This window comes from Paenibacillus sp. FSL R7-0302, from assembly GCF_038006885.1.
In the GTDB taxonomy this organism is placed as follows: domain Bacteria; phylum Bacillota; class Bacilli; order Paenibacillales; family Paenibacillaceae; genus Paenibacillus_AQ.
This window is the reverse complement of the sequence record NZ_JBBOWB010000001.1, coordinates 1,760,655-1,779,320: the sequence shown is the minus strand read 5'-3', so window position 1 is coordinate 1,779,320 and position 18,666 is coordinate 1,760,655. Positions and strand designations below refer to the sequence as shown.

21 protein-coding genes are annotated in these 18,666 nt (G+C 54.1%); 7 read left to right on the top strand and 14 right to left on the bottom strand.

The genetic code is table 11. The features are described from left to right. Window positions 1-6: 6 nt before the first annotated feature. Window positions 7-1,200 carry an endonuclease Q family protein gene (locus tag MKY96_RS07490; RefSeq protein ID WP_340939526.1) on the bottom strand — a complete coding sequence of 398 codons (1,194 nt, stop codon included), beginning with the start codon at window positions 1,198-1,200 and terminating at the stop codon, window positions 7-9. Further along, window positions 1,191-1,763 (bottom strand): NUDIX hydrolase, encoded by a 573-nt coding sequence (locus tag MKY96_RS07485; protein ID WP_340939525.1) that lies wholly within the window; start codon window positions 1,761-1,763, stop codon window positions 1,191-1,193. Before MKY96_RS07485 ends, MKY96_RS07490 begins: the two co-directional genes overlap by 10 nt. 77 nt (window positions 1,764-1,840) lie before the next feature. Here MKY96_RS07485 and MKY96_RS07480 point away from each other — a divergent pair, with 77 nt between their 5' ends. After that, complete coding sequence (locus MKY96_RS07480; RefSeq protein WP_340827352.1) at window positions 1,841-2,014, top strand: hypothetical protein; 174 nt, start codon at window positions 1,841-1,843, stop codon at window positions 2,012-2,014. Window positions 2,015-2,185: 171 nt separating this feature from the next. On the opposite strand, the gene MKY96_RS07475 is transcribed toward MKY96_RS07480, so the two are convergent. Beyond that, the gene (locus MKY96_RS07475) at window positions 2,186-3,313 is read right to left on the bottom strand and encodes a M20/M25/M40 family metallo-hydrolase (RefSeq protein WP_340939524.1); all 1,128 of its coding nucleotides are present in this window, start codon (window positions 3,311-3,313) and stop codon (window positions 2,186-2,188) included. A gap of 99 nt (window positions 3,314-3,412) precedes the next feature. Between MKY96_RS07475 and prli42 the strand changes: the two genes are divergently transcribed. Beyond that, the gene (prli42, locus tag MKY96_RS07470) at window positions 3,413-3,514 is read left to right on the top strand and encodes a stressosome-associated protein Prli42 (protein ID WP_155991680.1); all 102 of its coding nucleotides are present in this window, start codon (window positions 3,413-3,415) and stop codon (window positions 3,512-3,514) included. Here prli42 and lipB read toward each other — a convergent pair. The 5 genes from lipB to lpdA all read right to left on the bottom strand — a co-directional run bounded on the left by lipB (window position 3,511) and on the right by lpdA (window position 9,846). Then, window positions 3,511-4,269, bottom strand: coding sequence for a lipoyl(octanoyl) transferase LipB (gene lipB, locus MKY96_RS07465; RefSeq protein ID WP_445671423.1), 759 nt, complete (start codon window positions 4,267-4,269; stop codon window positions 3,511-3,513). The genes prli42 and lipB overlap by 4 nt on opposite strands. A 33-nt stretch (window positions 4,270-4,302) precedes the next feature. After that, window positions 4,303-5,742, bottom strand: a complete 1,440-nt coding sequence (locus MKY96_RS07460; protein WP_340939522.1) for a dihydrolipoamide acetyltransferase family protein — start codon at window positions 5,740-5,742, stop codon at window positions 4,303-4,305. A 363-nt stretch (window positions 5,743-6,105) separates the two neighbouring features. Continuing rightward, entirely contained in the window at window positions 6,106-7,092 is a 987-nt protein-coding gene (locus MKY96_RS07455) for an alpha-ketoacid dehydrogenase subunit beta (RefSeq protein WP_036698320.1), read from the bottom strand. 3 nt (window positions 7,093-7,095) lie between these two features. Then, on the bottom strand, window positions 7,096-8,127 hold the full coding sequence (locus MKY96_RS07450; protein WP_036731999.1) for a thiamine pyrophosphate-dependent dehydrogenase E1 component subunit alpha: 1,032 nt from the start codon (window positions 8,125-8,127) through the stop codon (window positions 7,096-7,098). A 297-nt stretch (window positions 8,128-8,424) separates the two neighbouring features. After that, entirely contained in the window at window positions 8,425-9,846 is a 1,422-nt protein-coding gene (gene lpdA, locus MKY96_RS07445; protein ID WP_339249490.1) for a dihydrolipoyl dehydrogenase, read from the bottom strand. Between the two features lie 167 nt (window positions 9,847-10,013). Between lpdA and MKY96_RS07440 the strand changes: the two genes are divergently transcribed. Continuing rightward, on the top strand, window positions 10,014-10,319 hold the full coding sequence (locus tag MKY96_RS07440; RefSeq protein ID WP_036698330.1) for a DUF2627 domain-containing protein: 306 nt from the start codon (window positions 10,014-10,016) through the stop codon (window positions 10,317-10,319). Between the two features lie 892 nt (window positions 10,320-11,211). Here MKY96_RS07440 and MKY96_RS07435 read toward each other — a convergent pair. From MKY96_RS07435 to MKY96_RS07425, 3 genes are read right to left on the bottom strand one after another with little or no spacing between them, the layout of a single operon-like run. Further along, window positions 11,212-13,059 carry an ABC transporter ATP-binding protein gene (locus tag MKY96_RS07435; RefSeq protein WP_340939517.1) on the bottom strand — a complete coding sequence of 616 codons (1,848 nt, stop codon included), beginning with the start codon at window positions 13,057-13,059 and terminating at the stop codon, window positions 11,212-11,214. Continuing rightward, on the bottom strand, window positions 13,040-14,782 hold the full coding sequence (locus tag MKY96_RS07430; protein ID WP_340939516.1) for an ABC transporter ATP-binding protein: 1,743 nt from the start codon (window positions 14,780-14,782) through the stop codon (window positions 13,040-13,042). The genes MKY96_RS07435 and MKY96_RS07430 overlap by 20 nt, the downstream gene beginning before the upstream one ends. Window positions 14,783-14,800: 18 nt before the next feature. Then, the gene (locus MKY96_RS07425) at window positions 14,801-15,010 is read right to left on the bottom strand and encodes a hypothetical protein (protein WP_340939515.1); all 210 of its coding nucleotides are present in this window, start codon (window positions 15,008-15,010) and stop codon (window positions 14,801-14,803) included. Window positions 15,011-15,192: 182 nt separating this feature from the next. Here MKY96_RS07425 and MKY96_RS07420 point away from each other — a divergent pair, with 182 nt between their 5' ends. Next, window positions 15,193-15,762 carry a thymidine kinase gene (locus tag MKY96_RS07420; protein WP_036731981.1) on the top strand — a complete coding sequence of 190 codons (570 nt, stop codon included), beginning with the start codon at window positions 15,193-15,195 and terminating at the stop codon, window positions 15,760-15,762. An 82-nt stretch (window positions 15,763-15,844) separates the two neighbouring features. Here MKY96_RS07420 and MKY96_RS07415 read toward each other — a convergent pair whose 3' ends face one another. Genes MKY96_RS07415 through MKY96_RS07405 form a run of 3 tightly spaced genes read right to left on the bottom strand, consistent with a single transcriptional unit; the run spans window position 15,845 to window position 17,234 of the window. After that, a complete protein-coding gene (locus MKY96_RS07415; RefSeq protein ID WP_340939514.1) occupies window positions 15,845-16,423 on the bottom strand; it encodes a hypothetical protein in 579 nt (192 codons plus the stop codon). A 16-nt stretch (window positions 16,424-16,439) separates the two neighbouring features. Then, on the bottom strand, window positions 16,440-16,700 hold the full coding sequence (locus tag MKY96_RS07410; protein ID WP_340939513.1) for a hypothetical protein: 261 nt from the start codon (window positions 16,698-16,700) through the stop codon (window positions 16,440-16,442). Window positions 16,701-16,715: 15 nt separating this feature from the next. Continuing rightward, a complete protein-coding gene (locus MKY96_RS07405) occupies window positions 16,716-17,234 on the bottom strand; it encodes a DinB family protein (protein WP_340939512.1) in 519 nt (172 codons plus the stop codon). Between the two features lie 137 nt (window positions 17,235-17,371). Between MKY96_RS07405 and MKY96_RS07400 the strand changes: the two genes are divergently transcribed. The 3 genes from MKY96_RS07400 to MKY96_RS07390 are packed head-to-tail and all read left to right on the top strand — an operon-like array spanning window position 17,372 to window position 18,661. After that, window positions 17,372-18,037: a hypothetical protein gene (locus tag MKY96_RS07400; RefSeq protein WP_340939510.1), complete on the top strand. Its 666-nt coding sequence runs from the start codon at window positions 17,372-17,374 to the stop codon at window positions 18,035-18,037. Then, window positions 18,021-18,545 (top strand): accessory gene regulator ArgB-like protein, encoded by a 525-nt coding sequence (locus MKY96_RS07395; protein WP_340939509.1) that lies wholly within the window; start codon window positions 18,021-18,023, stop codon window positions 18,543-18,545. Before MKY96_RS07400 ends, MKY96_RS07395 begins: the two co-directional genes overlap by 17 nt. Continuing rightward, window positions 18,542-18,661, top strand: coding sequence for a cyclic lactone autoinducer peptide (locus MKY96_RS07390; RefSeq protein ID WP_340939508.1), 120 nt, complete (start codon window positions 18,542-18,544; stop codon window positions 18,659-18,661). Before MKY96_RS07395 ends, MKY96_RS07390 begins: the two co-directional genes overlap by 4 nt. The last annotated feature ends 5 nt before the right edge of the window (window positions 18,662-18,666 follow it).

Below are 18,666 nucleotides of genomic sequence, written 5' to 3'. Positions count from 1 at the left end.
TTGTCCTTAGCTCTTGAGCACCTTGCCGTAGGTGCCTCCGCCTCCCGAGGAGAGGACGAGCTGCCCGCTGCGGGCCAGCACGATCAGCCCGGCCAGCTCTGCCCCCGCTACAGCGGCAAGCTCGGCTTCCCCAGCCCGGTGCAGAATGTTCATCTCTGTGCCAAAAGCCTCCAGCAGCAGGTTCAGCTTACGCTTGCCGAGGCCGGGAATGAACTCCAGCGGCACCTGGTAATGGTAAGGCGGCCGATATTCCGGAACCTGCGGCAGCGAACGGTCGGCAATGTGCAGAATGCGGTCCAGCACACCCTGGACCAGCTTCGGACTGCCGCAATACGGGCAGCGCTCCGAGGTGCTGTAGGCTTCATCGATGATGCTGCCGCAGCCGCCGCAGTAGGTCCGGTGATATTTGCCCAGCCGGGGATTCAGCCCGAAGTTGGCGCTGACCCTGCGTCCTGCCGAGCGCTGGAGCGCCAGCTTCAGCTCCTCGAAGGAGGGCTCCCGCATCTCGATGACATTGTACTCGCGGCCGATTTTGCCGAGAGAATGGGCATCGGAATTAGTCAGGAAGCTGTAACGGTCAAGCTCCGAGATATACCCTGCCATCTCTGAATCCGCGCTGAGGCCAAGCTCCACCGCCGCGATGCGGTCCAGATCGAATAACTCAGCCATCCGTTCGGCCGCACATCCATAGAGTCCCTTGTGAGGCGTGAAAATATGGGCCGGGATCAGCAGCCCGCCCCGCCCGGTAATCTCGTCCTGAAGCACCCTGGAAGGGGCGTACAGGCGCTGGGAGCTGAGATTCACATTACGCATATGGGCGCTCATCCAGGTGCTGAAATCCTCCATCGTTCCAAGGTCCGGCATGAAGGCCAGGACATGGCACTCCCGCCGCCCGGGCTCACGGATCTCAATCTCGGTTCCCAGCAGGATCGTTGTCCCCCGGTACGCAATTCCGCCGCCTTCGGCTATCGTCATTTCACCGGAATCCAGCGCGGTATGAATATCACGCAGCACGCCCGGTGAGTGGCTGTCGATGATGCCGATCAGGCCGATCCCCTTGCGCTCCGCCGCTTCCCTGGCAATTCCGGCGAAGGTCAGATCACGGCTGCCGCTGATTTTGACCGCCTGCCCCTCTGAGGTCCGTCCGATATGCACATGCAGATCGCAATAGACACTGCTGAGTTCGGCCGTTAGTGCCATTGGCCTGTCAGCGTGTAGAGATGCCAGGCATAGACCGCCATCATCGTCTTGGCATCGGCAATCCGTCCGTCTGCAATGTACTGGTAGGCTTCCTCCAGCGTCAGCTCGGAGACCTCCAGGAACTCATCCTCATCCAGCGCCATCTCGCCCGGCTGGGCATCCTCGGTCACATAGAGGTGAATGATCTCGTCGGCGAAGCCGGGAGAGGTGTAGAACGACTTCAGCAGCTTCAGCCCCCCGCTATGAAATCCGGTCTCCTCCTGAAGCTCACGGCCCGCAGCCGCCAGCGGATCTTCACCCGGGTCCAGCTTGCCTGCGGGAATCTCCACCTCGGTACGGTGCATCGGCTGACGGTACTGCTCCACGACCAGCATTTTACCTTGATTCAAAGCCAGCACAGCTACAGCTCCAGGGTGCTTCACGACCTCACGGGTTGCAGTGTTGCCGTCCGGCAGTCTCACAATATCCACCTGAAGCGAAATAATGTGGCCTGCAAAAATCGGCTTCGTTGACAATGTTTCTTCATCTAATGCGGGGTTGCGGTTGATTTCATCTTTTTTCATAGATTTGTGGTCTCCTTTGGCATCGTTAGGCATAGGGTGTATTATAGCAAACTTAAGAAGAAAGAAGGAATGCAGGCATGAATAACATCCTTGTCCAAGCAAGCTCATCCGCAGTTACAATGGTAGGTAAACCGGAACAGATTATGGCCGTAATGGCCGGGTGGATGAAGCAATACGGGCGCGATATGCCCCTCTCTTACATCCTGCTGCTCCAGGCAGATTCGCGGATCAAAGCTTCCAAGGCTGGATAATGCCGCTTCGTTCTTCCGGTCAACGTCTATGATCTTCCAGGGTATAAGAAGGAGCTGTCTCCCGGATCATCCCGGAAGCAGCTCCTGTTTATTATTTGTTATGCGGCAGCAGACCGCCTTGGTATTAGCCTTGGCATGGACGGGTCCCTGCTGCACAGTGTCTTGAACGGCTCAGCCCTTCTGGCTCTCGGCCACAATGGCTACAACCAGGCTGGCCACCTTGACGATGTCTGCGGCCTTGATCCGCTCCTTCGTAGTGTGAATATCCTCGTAGCCAACCGCCAGATTCACAACCGGAACATTCAGCCCGTTGAACACATTGGCATCACTGCCGCCGCCCGAAGCGAATAGCCGGGTCGTCAGGCCCAGCGAAGTGATCGCCCGGTCAGCCAATTGAACAACCGGATCATTCCCATTAAAGCTGAACGCCGGATAGATCATCTCGCTGCGGAATTCACTCTGCGCACCGTGGTCGCGTGCGGTAGTCTCCAGCGCCTCACGCATAGACGCAATCTGCTTCTCTACCTTCTCCTGCACAATACTGCGGGCCTCCGCATCCAGCTGCACATGATCGCAGACCACATTCGTCGGTCCGCCGCCGGCGAACTTGCCGATATTCGCTGTCGTCTCGTTGTCGATCCTACCAAGCTTCATAGCCGAGATCGCTTTGCTCGCTACCTGAATGGCGCTGATACCATCCTCCGGGTTCACGCCTGCATGGGCGGATTTGCCGAAGATCTGCATCGTTACCTTCGCCTGGGCCGGTGCTGCAATCGCGATGGCTCCCACTTCTCCGTTGGAATCCAGCGCGAAGCCCATATCTGCATCCAGATGCGCCGGGTCCATGGCGCGTGCGCCCATCAGCCCCGACTCTTCGCCTGCCGTAATGACGAACTGAATCTGGCCGTGCGGCAGCTTCTGCTCCTGAATGACCCGGATTGCTTCGAACAGGGCAGCCAGTCCCGCTTTGTCATCCGCTCCAAGAATGGTACTGCCATCACTTCGAATCCAGCCGTCTTCCCCCAGGGCAGGCTTGATCTTCTGGCCGGGTACCACGGTATCCATATGGCAGGTGAACAGCAGCTTCGGCGCGCTCACTCCGCTGTCCGCAGGCCAGGTCACGAACAGGTTGCCGGCTCCGTGCCCCGTTCTCTCCTGCGAATCGTCCTCCACCGCAGTCAGCCCCAGGCTGCTGAACTTCTCCTTGAGCACATCGGCAATCTGCCGTTCATTCCGGGTCTCACTGTCAATCTGGACAAGCTCCATGAACTCATGGATCAATCGGTCTTGTGATATCATATGGACTTCCCTCTCTTTCTCAGATACGTTACAATGGTTGTACTGCGTTCAATTGTGAGCTTATGCTCATAACTTAAACTAATCTCAAAGGAGTCACTCATGCAACGACAAAAATGGTTCCGCATTATCATCTACATCATGCTGTTCGCTATGATCGCCTCTACGGTGCTGTTCGTCATCGAACCGTTTATGGCCGGTTAATCACGCTTAGCGCTTAAGTAACAGCGTCCGGGTTCCCCGGGCGCTGTTTGGCTATACGGAAACTGCTCCAGGAAATAAGGCACCAGCTCTTCAGCGACCGTCCCGATGTCAAAAGCGCGCCCTGTACATTCCTCAAGCGAGGTCACTCCGTATTCCGCAATCCCGCAAGGGATAATGCCTGTGAAGCCGCTTTGCCCGATCCCGGCCGATACGTTGAAGGCAAAGCCATGGCTGGTGACAAACCCACGGCGGAATTTACACTTGTTGAACTTTACACCGATGGCACAGATTTTCTCATCACCGACCCACACCCCGGTATACCCCTGCTTGCGGGTTCCCGCAATGCCATAGGCCTCCAGATACGCAATAATAACTGACTCCAGCTTGCGCAGATAGCCGTGCAGATCAACCTTGCCGTTCTCGCCCAGCTTCAAAAGCGGGTACCCGACCAGCTGGCCGGGCCCGTGATATGTAATATCTCCCCCGCGGTCAATCTCAAACAGCGCAATGCCCTGCTGCCTGAGCTGTTCCCCGCTGAGGAGCAGATGCTCCGGATGATTCTGTGAACCGATGGTGTATGTGGGCGGATGCTGCAAAAGAATCAGCTGCTCGGAAGCAGTGCCCGCGTCAATCGCATGCACCGCTTCCTTTTGCAGCTCCCAGGCCGCCCCGTACTCCATCACCGGAAGAATGGTAACTGTAAGTTTGCTTAGGTTCAGGTTCTCCGTCATCGTAAGTTCCCCTTTGCTTCTCATTCTCCCTGTCCCAGGAGTCCGCAGCCGCCTTACTTAGTAGAGCTTCGTCTCCGGGGTGTAGCCTTCCACATTATCCTTCACGCGCTGCAGGAACCGTCCGCTGATGACTCCGTCCAGAATCCGGTGATCCAGCGACAGACAGATATTCGCCATCGAACGTACGGCAATCATATCATTGATGACGACAGGCTTTTTGACAATGGATTCAAAAGTCAGAATTGCCGCCTGCGGATAGTTGATAATCGGGTAAGACAGAATCGAGCCGAACGAGCCGGTGTTGTTCACCGTGAACGTACCGCCCTGCATATCGTCCAGGCGCAGCTTGCCCTCCCGTGTCTTGAGTGCCAGTTCGTCGATCTCGCGGGCCAGCCCGGCGACATTCTTCTGATCGGCCTTTTTGATGACCGGCGTCATGACGGAATCCTCTGTGCCTACGGCCAGCGAGATGTTGATGTCGCGTTTAACGATGATTTTGTCAACGGCCCATACCGAGTTCATGATCGGGTAATCCTTGATTGCACTGACCACCGCCTTCATCAGAAAAGCGAGATAGGTCAGGTTGATCCCTTCCTTGCGCTTGAACTCATCCTTCAGCTTGTTGCGCAGCACCACCAGATTGGTCACATCGACCTCGATCATCGTCCAGGCATGCGGGATCTCCGAGACGCTCTGGCGCATTCTGGTAGCAATCGTATTACGGATCGGCGTAACGTCGATCAGATATTCCGAGCTGCTGCCCCGTCCGCCTTCGATCTCAATCGTCGGAATCTTCGGCGATTCGCTGAGGTGCAGGCCGGAATTGCGCACCGGCTGAAATTCATCCTGAACCGGCTGGAACACAGGCTGCTGCGCAGCGGGTGCAGGGACGGCGTCAGGTACAGGCGCAGCAGCAGGGGCTGCTGCGGGTGCCGGCGGCTGGACGGAGACGCCGTTCTCCAGGAACGTGAGCACATCCTTGCGTGTGATACGTCCGCCCAGGCCGGTGCCCGGCACGGCCGCCAGATTGATGCCGTGCTCGGCGGCCAGCGTCTGCACAGCCGGAGAGTAACGGGCCCGCATTGGAGCTGCGGCGTCATAAGCCGCAGCGGGCACGGGCGGCCGTGCGGCGGCGTGGGCCGCCTGCGGGGCGGTGCCGGATGCCGCAGCCGGGGCAGCGGCAGGTGTAGGGGCGTCACCGGAAGCTGCCGGTGACGGGGCCGCAGCGGCTGGCGCAGCGGAGCCAGCCACTGCGATGCGGGCGATGATCTCGCCGACGCTGACCGTCTGGCCCTCTTCGGCCAGCAGCTCGGCCATGGTGCCGTCTACCGTTGCAGGCAGCTCCGCGTTCACCTTATCCGTGATCAGCTCGCAGATCGGCTCATATTGCTCTATCGGATCGCCCGGCTGCTTCAGCCATTTCCCGATGGTCGCCGAGACCAGCGATTCAGCCAGCTGCGGCATAATTACATCCGTCAGCGTTGTATTGTCAGACATAATGTCACTCCTTAATGGTTTGTAAGCGTGGACTTCTTGAATTTACTTTGTACAGAACTGGCTTCGGAAGCATAGGCTTTGTTTTGTAAGCATTAGCCTCCTGGCCCCCGAACGGATAGTCAGCCATCAAATCCTGCACTTAATGCAACATTCGCTCATAAAAATCTGCCCAAAATTAAAAATGTTGCACGAAATGCAGCATTCCTGTTCATACAGGCGGCAAAGCGGATATTTTGTTGCATTTCCTGCAGCATTCTGCCTAATCCACTATTTATTTCGTATCTAAAGCTGCACTTTCTCACTTTCTGCAACATTCTTGCCCGGGTCCCGGTCGCGGTGTCCAGGCAGAATGAATTATTGAACTTAATACTGCGCCAGACGCAGCATCTCAGCCTTGACCTTGTCCTTGCTGAGCAGGAAGAATTTCTCCATCGGCGGTGAGATCGGCATCGCCGGGACATCGGGTCCGCACAGGCGGAAGATTGGGGCATCAAGGTCGAACAGACAATGCTCGGCGATGATCGCCGCCACTTCAGCGCCGATGCCTCCGGTCTTGTTGTCCTCATGGACAATCAGCACCTTGCCGGTCTGCCGGACAGCGGCAATAATCGCTTCCCGGTCCAACGGCTGGAGGGTGCGCAGATCCAGGATATGTGCGGTTACGCCATGCTCCTTCTCCAGCTCCTCCGCTGCCTGCATCGCAAAATGCAGCGGCAGGCTATACCCGATCACCGTAATATCGCTGCCTTCACGCAGCAGATTCGCTTCACCAATCGGCACCGTGTAGTCGCCTTCCGGCACATCGCCCTTGATCAGCTTGTAGCATTTCTTGTTCTCGAAGAACAGCACCGGATCAGGATCACGGACAGCGGCCTTGAGCAGTCCCTTCGCATCTGCAGCCGAATAAGGAGCCACAATCTTCAGTCCCGGCGTGCCGAAGAAGATCGACTCCGGGCACTGCGAATGGTACAGCCCGCCGAAGATGCCGCCGCCGATCGGCGCACGGATGACAACCGGACAGTTCCAGTCATTATTGGAACGGTAGCGGATTTTGGCTGCTTCGCTAATAATCTGGTTGGTTGCGGGCAGCATGAAATCCGAGTATTGCATCTCGGCAATCGGCTTCATGCCGTACATCGCAGCGCCGATGGCCACCCCTGCAATAGCAGATTCCGCAAGCGGCGTGTCCAGTACCCGTTCTGCGCCGAACTGCTCCTGCAAGCCTTTGGTCGTTGTGAAGACGCCGCCCTTCACGCCGACATCCTCACCCAGCACGAACACCGACTCGTCACGTTCCATCTCTTCCTTCATCGCCAGCCGGATTGCATCGATATATTCCATCATCGCCATGGCTTAAGCGCCCCCCTTCAGGCCGGATTCATCGTAGACATGCAGCAGCGTATCTTCCGGTTTCGGGAACGGCGCATTCTCCGCGTAGGTTATAGCCTCTTTCAGTTCAAGATTATATTCGGCAGCCAGATCACGCTCCTGCTCGTCACTCCATAGACCGAGTCCGGTCAGATAAGTGCGGAACGCGGCGATGCCGTCTTTTTTCCAGTTCTCATCCACTTCCTCCTGGGTCCGGTAAGCCAGATCATTATCCGAAGTGGAGTGCGGCGACAAGCGGTACATCATCGCTTCAATCAAGGTCGGGCCTTCACCGGCAAGCGCACGTTCCCGGGCCTCCTTCACCACACGGTAGACCTCCAGCGGATCATTGCCGTCCACCCGGATGCCGGGGAAGCCGTAGCCGAGCGCACGGTCGCTGACCTTGCCGCCAAGCTGCTTGTGAGCAGGAATCGAGATCGCATACTGATTGTTCTGGCAAAAAATAATCATAGGCAGCTTATTCACACCGGCAAAGTTACACGCTTCATGGAAATCCCCCTGGTTGCTGGAGCCTTCCCCGAAGGTAACGAAGGAGACGAACTTCTTCTTCTGCATCTTCGCCGCCAGCGCGAAGCCTGCCGCATGCGGAACCTGGGTCGTGACCGGGCTTGAGCCCGTTACAATCCGCAGGCGCTTGCTGCCGAAGTGGCCCGGCATCTGCCGGCCGCCGCTGTTCGGATCTTCCGCCTTGGCGAAGACGGAGAGCATCAGCTCGCGCGTGGTCATTCCGACAGAGAGGACAAACGCATAGTCCCGGTAATAGGGCAGGAAATAGTCATTCTCCCGGTCCAGTGCAAATGCCGCCGCGACCTGTGCCGCCTCCTGCCCGATGCCGGATACATGGAAATTGATCTTGCCCGCACGCTGCAGCAGCAGACTGCGCTCATCATATTTCCGTCCGAGCTGCATGAATCTGTACATATCGATAACCTGGCCGTCTGTGAGTCCAAGCTGCTTATGTCTGTTAACGGTGTCTACAGTACCTTGGGATTCCATATAAGAGGTACCTCCTAAAAAGTATTGCCGGCGCTCAGCTTCCAGCCCCGCTATCTCTAACAGGTTCAGGATGCGTCCGCCAGGCGGGTTGACCCTAATACTAAATATATATATGCCCTGATCCTATCACCAGGTACTAAATCCATTATAATCTTTTTCGCGGCAAAAAGAAAAGCCAAAATCCCTCCGCCAAGGCAGGGCTCTGGAACCGAACAAATATAGCCGGTATGGAGCGATATCAGCGCATTACGCGCGTTCCGCTCCCTCCGGCCTTCTTGTTAAGCTCTCTATCGCACGCTAGTATCCGATTGCTCTTCCATCCACGGCCAGCATCGCCTCGCCCAGCACCTCCGACAGTGTCGGATGAGCATGTACAGCCTCCCCGACCTCCCAAGGTGTAGCATCCAGGATCTGGGCCAGCGCCGCTTCGCCGATCAGATCGGTCACATGCGGGCCGATCATCTGCACGCCGAGGATATCCCCGTTCTTCGCGTCAGCCACCACCTTCACGAAGCCGTCCTTCATGCCGTAGACAATGGCTTTGCCGATGGCGGAGAACGGGAATTTGCCGGTCACCGTCTCACGGCCGAGCTCCTTCGCTTCCTTCTCTGTGTAACCGACACTTGCCACTTCCGGCCGTGTATAGACACAGCGGGGAACCAGATGAGTCTCATAAGGATGGAGCGCTTCGCCCGCCAGATGGTTGACCGCACGGATGCCTTCATGGCTGGCGGCGTGAGCCAGCTGCAGTCCGCCGATACAATCGCCAATCGCATAGATATGCGGCTCACCCGTCTGCATATTGGCATTTACCGCAATGACACCTGTATCGAAGCGGATATCTGTGTTTTCCAGTCCGAGATTCTCGATGTTCGCCACGCGTCCCACGGATACGAGCAGCTTATCAGCCGATAGACTCTGGCTCTGCTCCCCCTTGCGGGCTTCAATCGTAATCCCTGTCTCCGACACTGTGCAGGTCTCGGCATCCACCGTTGTTCCGGTGAGTACCCGGACCCCGCGTTTCTTCAGCAGACGCAGCAGCTCGCGGGCCACCTCTTCATCCTCCTGCGGCAACAGCTGCCCGGCTGCCTCGGCGACAGTCACCTGCACTCCGAAATCAGCCAGCATGGATGCCCACTCCACTCCGATTACCCCGCCGCCCACAATAATAATCGAGGCCGGTAGCTCCTCAAGCGTAAGCGCCTCTTCACTGCTCAGAATCACCTTGCCGTCAGGCACCAGGCCAGGCAGAATGCGCGGACGCGAGCCGGTAGCGATGATGAGATTCGTGGAGACCACGGTCTCCATCTCGCCATTCTCCAGTTCTACAGCTACAGCGCCGCTTCGCGGGGAGAAAATCGAAGGCCCGATGATCCGGCCTTTGCCCTTCAGCACCTGAATCTTGTGCTTGCGCATCAGATACTGCACCCCCTGATGTAGCTGCTCTACTACCGCTTCCTTGCGCTGCTGCACTTTGGGGAACACCAGCTTGGTGCCCGTAGTCTCTATACCGTAGCTTTCGCTCTCGTTGATTTCAGCCAATACCTCTGCACTGCGCAGCAGTGATTTGCTGGGAATACAGCCGCGGTGCAGGCAGGTTCCGCCCAGCTTGTCCATTTCAATAACGACAACGGATTTGCCCAGCTGCGCAGCGCGGATCGCTGCCACATAACCGCCGGTGCCTCCGCCAAGTATCGCCACATCACAGGTCATTGTCATGATATGTATCCTCCAGTCATTCCTCTTGAATTCAGTTCAATCTATTATATTGTACTCTCTTTCGGGAGTAATTCAAAACTTATAAACGTCATGTATTCATGGACTTTTGCAGGTTAAAGCGTTATCATATGGGTGAATTCAAACGGCTGCGAAGAGGAGCGACTGTGATGAAACTGCTGATTTCACGCTTCATTGCCATCCTTATTCTGGTGATCCCCGGCCTCCTGGCGATGACGGGCTTCCTGATGATGAAAGATGATCTGTTCAACTATTTCGCCATGCATGGCGATGAGACTGCTATTCCCAAATTTGCGTGGCTGCATTTCGGCGGCGGACTGCTGCTCTTCCTGGCCGGAATGACCTTCCTCGGCGGCTGGATTCTGACCCGTGACCGCAAAAAGAACTACGTAGGCCCCCGCTTCCGGGAGAAGCAACAGGCGCAGCAGCCCCCGTCCTCCGAAGCCCGCTCCTAATTATATTCCATTGAAACAGGGGATGCCTCAAGCCATGAACGAACCGGCTGCTGAGGCATCCCCTTGTTAGTAGCTATCGAACTTTTAACTGGAGGACTCCCGATCCACGCCAGACACCGCGTGAACAGCACGCTGTACTCTGTGAGAGTGCGCTACGAGTCTATCGTTCAAGCATTACGTGCCTGTTACTCAAGTGCTAAGTGCATTTTGTACAACTATAATGCTCGATTTCGGCCCATGGAGAGGTATAGCTGCACTTCGTACACTTATAAATCACTACTTTACGTATAAAGACTAATATGCCCAATCTTAGTTGTACGGAATACATCTATCCGAGCTTATTGGGTAATCCGCAGCTTTATAGCTGCACGAAATACAACTATCCGTGAGATTACGAGATACGAGATACGAGATACGAGATACGAGATACGAGATACGAATCACAGTATGCGGTACGATAGTAGAGCTTACCAACAGTACAATTGCACAATGTACAACAGAAAAGGGTAATCTCCAGCAGAATTCAAAAGCTATTGCACTTCGTACAGTAGAATTCGAACAACTCCCACTTTTCTGCTCAAACCAGCAAAATCTAATGTATCAAATACAATAGAATAACATTTTCCACTCAAAAATCAGATTTCTACTGCACAAAATACAGTTACCTTACCAATTTCACCGCCGTAGTCTCTACGTACAGCCTTCAACGCAAGCGTGAGCATTAGCATTAGCATTAGCGTTAGCGTTAGCGTTAGCGTGAGCATTAGCGTTAGCGTGAGCATTAGCGTCAACATTAGCGTGAGCATTAGCATCAGCATCAATGTCAGCATTAGCTACACTTCCTTGCTTCATCCTCACCATGCCTCACTCATGCCTCAACCATCCCTCATCCTTACTCCCCGGCCGCGTCCTTACTTCCCCGCACCAGCTGACTATAGAGGCCGCCCTGCCGGAGCAGCTCCTCATGCGAACCCTGCTGAAGCAGGCGTCCGCCCTCAAGCACCAGAATGCGGTCGGCTGCGCGGATCGTGCCCAGCCGGTGGGCGATGACGAAGCTGGTCCGGCCGCGCATCAGCGCCTGGAGCCCTTCCTGAATTTTGATCTCGGTCACCGTATCGATGCTGCTCGTTGCCTCATCCAGCACCAGCATAGACGGATTCGCCAAAATTGCCCGGGCAATAGCCAAGAGCTGCTTCTGTCCCTGGCTGATACCGCTGCCGTCCACAGACAGCATCCGGTCGTAGCCGTCTTGAAGTCTCATGATGAAGGCATGGGCATTGGCCAGCTTCGCAGCCTCCTCCACCTCTTCATCGGTTGCATCCAGCCGGCCGTAGCGGATATTATCGCGGATCGTACCTTTGAACAGGAAGGAGTCCTGGAGGACGAAGGCCATATGGCTGCGCAGACTCTCACGGGTGACCGTTGACAGCTCCCGCCCGTCCAGCGTAATGCTGCCCCGGCTCGGATCGTAGAAGCGGGACAGCAGGCCGATTAGCGTCGTTTTTCCAGCACCGGTAGGTCCGACCAGCGCAATCATCTCACCGGGCTTCGCTTCAAATGAAATATCCTGCAGCGTATCTGCCCCCCCATCATAGGAGAAGGAGACCTCCGAGAACTTCACAGCGCCCTCAACATGCGCAAGCTTCACCGCCGCGCCCTCATCCCGGGCCTCGGTCTCTTCATCCAACACCTCGAAGACGCGCTCCGCACCGGCGATCGCCGACAGCAGCGTGTTCCATTGGTTCGCCAGATCATTCAGCGGCCGGGTGAACTGGCGGGCATATTCGGCAAAAGCGATAATAATCCCCACCGTCACCAGCCCGCGGATTGCAAGCAGCCCCCCGACTCCGGCCACGATGGCAAAGCTTAGATTGTTCAGACCATTCATCAGCTTAGGAATGAAGCCCGAAATCGATTGCGCCCAATACCCCGACAGCATAATCCGTGTATTGCGCTCTCTGAAGCCGGTAATTACCCGCTCCTCCTGCGAGAAGGCTTTGATAATCCGCTGTCCAGACAAGGTCTCTTCAATGAACCCGTTCAGCTCACCCATATTCCGCTGCCGCTCCTTGAACAGCGGGCCGGTCCGCCGGGTAATCCAGCGCATCCCCAGCATCATCAGCGGCACCACAATGAAGGTTAGCAGCGTCAAGAGCGGGCTGAGCCATAGCATTACGCCAACCGTTCCCACCAGCGTCAGAATACTGGAAAAAATCTGAATCGCCGAGCTGTTCAGCGTCGAGCTGATATTCTCGATATCATTGGTCAGACGGCTCATAATCTCTCCCTGCTGCCTGCGGTTGAAGAAGGAGATCGGCAGGCGGTGCAGGTGCGAGAACAGATCCGTCCGCATCCGGTAGACCGTCTCCTGGGCGACTTCGATCATCCAGACATTTTGCAGCCAGGAGACCAGGGAATTCAGCAGGTAGACGAGCGCCAGCACCAGCAGGAAGAGGCCCCACGTTCTGCCGCCCTCCCCGCCCAGATAATCGTCCACTGCCCGGCTGATCAGGTAGGGTCCAAGGAGCGACAAGGCTGAGCTTAGCAGAACCATGAACAGCACCAAGATCAGCTTTGTCCGGCGTTCTGCGAGATAAGTCCATATGCGGCCTAATGTGCCAGACCAGTTCTTGGCCTTCGCCTTCGGCTTCCGGCTGCCCATCGCCCCGAAGACCTTGGCTTCGCCGTGGCCTACATCCAGCTTCGGATAGCGGAACGGCTCAATGAGTGCTTTGAACATGCTGCCCCTCCCCTGTCTGCGATTGATAGATTTTGCGGTACAGCGCGGACTCATCCATTAGTTCGGAATGGGTTCCCTGCGCAATGAGCCGGCCTTCGTCCAGCAGCAGAATCAGATCCGCTGAGGCGGTGGAGCTGATTTTCTGTGTGATCAGGAAGGTCGTGCAGGACAGCTTCTTCAGCTCCGCCAGCAAAAGCCCCTCCGTCACCGCATCAAGCGCACTCGTGCTGTCATCCAGAATCAGGATCGCCGGTCTGCGCACCAGCGCCCGTGCAATGCTCAGACGCTGCTTCTGCCCGCCCGACAGATTAACTCCGCGTTGCCCAAGGGCAGTATCGTAGCCCTGCGGCAGCCCGGCAACTGTGTCATGAATCTGCGCTGCCGCTGCTGCCTGCTCAATCTCTGCCTGACTCGCCGCTGCATTTCCCCAGGCTATATTCTCCCGGATCGAGCCGGTGAATAGCAGTACCTCCTGAGGTACATAGCCAATCGAGCCCCGTAAGGTCTGCATATCCATCTCCGTATGCTTCTGTCCGTCCACCAGGATGCTCCCGCTGCCGCATTCATACAGCCTGGGAATCAGCGTGACCAGAGAGGATTTGCCTGAGCCGGTCGCGCCCATAATCGCCACGCGTTCCCCCGGCTGCACCGTGAAGGAGATATCGTCAAGCACCTTAATGTCACTGCCGGCATAACTGAAGCTGACCTGCCGGAATTCAACCTTGCCTTGAACAGCTGACGCAAGACCTTCTCCAGAAGTCATACCCAGCTCGCCCGGGCCATCGCTTGCCGCCATCACTTCAGTGACCCGTCCCGAAGACGCCCGTGCGCGGGAGAAGCTGACCATAATCCAGGATAGCGCTGACAGCGCTCCCATCGTCCGCAGCGAGTAGTTAATGACAGCAACCGTCTGCCCCAGCGTCGCATCCCCTGTAGAGATCTCTATCCGCCCAAACCATAACACGGCCAGAATCCCGGCGTTGACAATGATCATAATGAACGGGGTTGAGGTCTCGGTAAGCCGCAGCGCTGCAATAGTCGATCTCATCAGCTCTCCGCTGAAGGTTGCGAACCGTCCAATCTCATGGCCCATCCGCACAAATACACGGATCAGCCGGATTCCGGTCAAATTCTCCTGAATCACACCATTCACGCCGTCGAGCCGGCTCTGCACATTGCGGAACAGCTCGGACGCTCTGCGCATCAGCCAGATCATGAAAATCACCAAAAACGGTAGCGTCACGGTCAGCAGCAGCCCCAGCTTGATATGTACAACAAGCGCCATAATCACGCTTCCGATCACAACCAGCGGAATACGGGTCATGAACCGCAGTCCCATGAAGATCGTATCCTGCATCTGCGATACATCGCCGGTAAGGCGGGTGATCAGGGATGAGGTCGGGAAGCGGCTAAAAATATCGTAAGAGAACGACTGTACCTTTTCATACAGCTTGTCACGCAGGTCGAATGCGAACCCCTGACTGGCATGCGACGCAAAAAAGGAGCTGAGTATTCCCGCCAGAAACGCCACAGCGGCACTCCCTACCAGCACCCCGCCCCACAGCCAGACGACAGCCGTATCCTGTTGCCGGATACCGTCATCTATGATTTTGGAGATCAGCAGCGGCTGCGACAGCTCCACGGCCAGCTCAATCAGCATCATGACCAGCGCGGCAATGGCGGCGACCCGGTATTTTTTAAGAAAAGTCAACATTAGCTTCATCGAAGATACCCCATTTGCTTATTCGTAGAGCGCATCCCGCAGGCGGGTAGACATGGCAGAGCCTTGTCCCGACTTCAAAATGACCCGGCGCAGTGCCTTGTTGCTGCGGTTCAGCTCGGTGAGCTCGGCCAGCATGTCTTCCAGTAAATTCTCCGCATCGGGGATGAGCTCCCCCTTCTCCTTCAGCGCATTGATCTGTTCCTTATATTGCTCCAATTTCTCTGTCACCTGACTAACTTCCCTTCTGTTCACTATATTACCCTGCTGAAGACACAATTGCGTTCATTATAGCACATCCCGGGCGGAAGCAATGTTTGCACTGGCTACTCCGGCCCCGAGTATGATACTCTAGTAAGGTCGATTTTTTGGTCGTGTAGCAGATTAGCTGAACAGTGAAAGGATAGATGGACGTGGCACAATTATTTTTCAGGTATGGAGCTATGAACAGCGGCAAATCCATTGAGATTCTCAAGGTTGCACATAATTATGAAGAGCAGGGCAAGTCGGTGCTTCTCTTCACACCTTCCATTGATAACCGGGATGAAGTGGGATATATCTCCTCCCGGATCGGACTGCGCAAGCAGGCCATTCCGATCGACGAACAGACCGATATCTACAGCATAGTCAGCAGCAGTCTGCCGAAGCCGCACTGTGTACTGATCGACGAGTGCCAGTTCCTGAGCAAGGACTGCATCCTGCAGCTGGTGCGTATTGTGGATGAGCTGGACATTCCGGTGATGGCCTTCGGCCTCAAAAATGATTTCCAGAACAATCTGTTCGAAGGCAGCAAATACATGCTGATCTACGCCGACAAGATTGAAGAAATGAAGACCATCTGCTGGTTCTGCGCACGGAAAGCCACCATGGCGCTGCGGGTCGAGAACGGCAAGCCGGTATACAGCGGCAAACAGATCCAGATCGGCGGCAATGAAGCCTATTATCCGGTCTGCCGTAAATGCCACAAGAATCCCCCATTGTAAAATACCCAGCCTGGGAATTGCAAAACGCATTTCGGCCCTAAGAAAGGCTGAAATGCGTTTTTTCATAACCTCTATCTTCAGATCAGTACAGAATCTCAATCTGTCTATATTCCTTCACAGGTTCAGTGCTTATGAATACATCCGGTTCCGTATGGCCGGTCACAAGCGCATTCAGCGTGTTCAGCTCATAATACCATTCTCCCGTATCCTGATAGAGATGTCTGCCGTTATAAGAGATTCTGCCATATTCATTGGGACCCAGTCCAAAGGCCCGCTCGCTCAAAGGATTATACCGCTGGTCATACCGTACCGGCTTGCCGCAAGCCATGGAGTAGTGATAACTAAACAGGTATTCCCGTTCAATCTTATCCACTTTGACGCAGCCTATAGTCCAAGACTCAGCCCCGGGGTCCAGGATGACGCTCTTGTTTTGAACAACCTCGAACCCTGTCTTGTTCTGCGCAATCACTAAATGATGGAAGGGAAGACCATAAGACAAATCGTAACTGAACAAGGTATCCGGCAGAGAAAAGTTAGCCCTGTAATTGTTGCGCGCAGTTGAAAAAGGAGCGCCCCTCACTTCCTTCTCCCATCTGATGGTCGTAAATTGTAAGAGCAATCTCTCTTCGTTCCGGCGGCCTTTATGCCAGGTCTTGTACATTTCCTCCCACCTTTATTCAAGACTTGTGAATCGCTCCCAGCGCCCGGTGCTCTGCCTCCTTGCGGACGAACAGGTCATACTGAACGTTAACCTTACCGCCGAATTTCGCCCGCTGGGTTGTCGCCTTCATTCCGCCGTTCATCCGGGAACGGTGCGGGATGCCCGCTGCTGCAAGGCGGCTTTTGACCTGAAGATATTGTCCCTGATCGAATGTAGTGTACACTAATGTGCGCTCCCTCGGGACGAAGAAATGCCAGATGCTTCTTAGTAAGCCCACATGTGTCACCTCCCTCTAGTTCAGATAACGTTCATGAAGAACCCGCAGATGATGCAGCTCATGTCCGATGATTAGACAAAGCTGAGCTCGCACAGACATGGCAGTCCCGCCAAAGTTACCTGTACGGGCATAGGTGTCCTCAGCAAGACTGTCTGCCAGCGCCAAGGTGGACTCCCGGACGCTCCGGTAGTGTGCAATCATCTCTTGCAGGGTGAAGCGGTCGAACGCCCCGGCAGCCGCATAATCATTCTCCTCATAGCCCGGCAGCGGCGCCTGCTCCCCTCTCGCAAAACACAGCAAGCGGTAAGACATAATACGGTCATTATCCGTCAGATGCCCTAGCATTTCCTTGATACTCCACTTCCCGGGGGCATAGCGGTAGGCCCCTTGCTCCTCTGTCAGCCCGCCAAGCAAAGTCAGCACTTGCTGAGTCTGCTCTCTTAGAATGACGCGAAGTTCTCCTTCCGGCGGCACCAGTGAAATATATCTGGACTGAAATTCGGTATACTCTCCTTGCGCAGGACGCTGAATCATGGTAAAAACCCCTCTCCAAACCAATTTTTAAGAAATATTTGCCGGATTGTGTCAAAAGCTGTTGTTGTATCTTAGCCTATTATGTATAATATCACCAGGATTACAGATTAGTTAATCTATTTCCCGGGAGTGTAAGCATGCTGGATTTTGTGCTTTATATGGTATTTTCTATTTTAGAAACATCTGCAATGTTTTATTTGGCTTTCAAGGTTTTTAAGATTGATGTATATCCTGTAGAAATGATATTTGCTTCTACATTAATGGCATTTGTCTCGTTTGTTCTCCGTAATGATTATGAAATGGTGCTAACAGATGTATTCTTTCAATATTTGTTGACCTTCTGCTTTATCTGGCTTTTATTTCGAATTCATATTTTTTACGCTGTTTCTATGACAGGACTGACATACCTTGCCTATATGTTCATTCAATCCTCATGCTATCTCTTTATGAAATTAATAGGACTGTATCAAGTTGGATTACCTTATACGTCAATAGCTGTATACGTCCTTCAATTTATTTCTGCTACCGCAGCTATAACTATTGGAACTTATATCGGCAAGAAGAAAAAAGGATTTGACTTTGTGCCTGACAAACAAAATGTCAAAGTTAAAATTGAACAACGTGAAATTAAAATTTTAATTCTAAGTGCACCCTCCTTAATCTTTGTTATATTATTGGTGATCCTAACAGAAAAATATTCGCAATATTTCTTCCTTATGCCCATGATTTATGCTGTTTTGCTCTATGCTTACCTATATCTTTCATATAAAAAGGATCGAACGCACAATGAATTTATTAGCTAATCGAATTGCAGTCACAATCAAAAATGCTAATCCCGAGGAAACTCATTCCATAGAAATCATGCAATATGCGCTTGGCATTATCTTAAATACGTTGTTAATCATAGTAAGTACAGCAGTTATAGGCCTTATTGCCGGCCGTTTAACAGAATGTTTAACCTTTCTGTTAAGCTTCTGTTTCCTTCGCCTCGCCTCTGGCGGGTTTCATTTAAAAACAGCTATGGCTTGTAATATTGTCACTACTTTATTAAGTACCCTGCTCCCTTCTTTAATCGCATTTTCAGAATTCGGCCTTTGGATTGCTAACTCAGCCAGTTTACTCATCATGATTTTATTCGCTCCAAACCCTGACAAAAACGCAAGAATCCCCGCTTCAATTTATCCTATTTTGAAGTTGGTTTCTATAGTAATGGTCTCCTCTAATTTCTTACTTCAATCAACTGTGCTAGGATTGGCATTTTTAGTCCAGTCATTAACAGTAATTCCCTGGACAAGGAGGCAAACACATTGAGAAAAACTATCGCAAGACAGCTTTCATCCGCTCTTGCCGGATCAGCTCGTTTTTTTGTTTCAATCATGAAACCAGCGATTCACAGCCCGGAAGCACCAAAAGAATTACGCAAGTAATTACA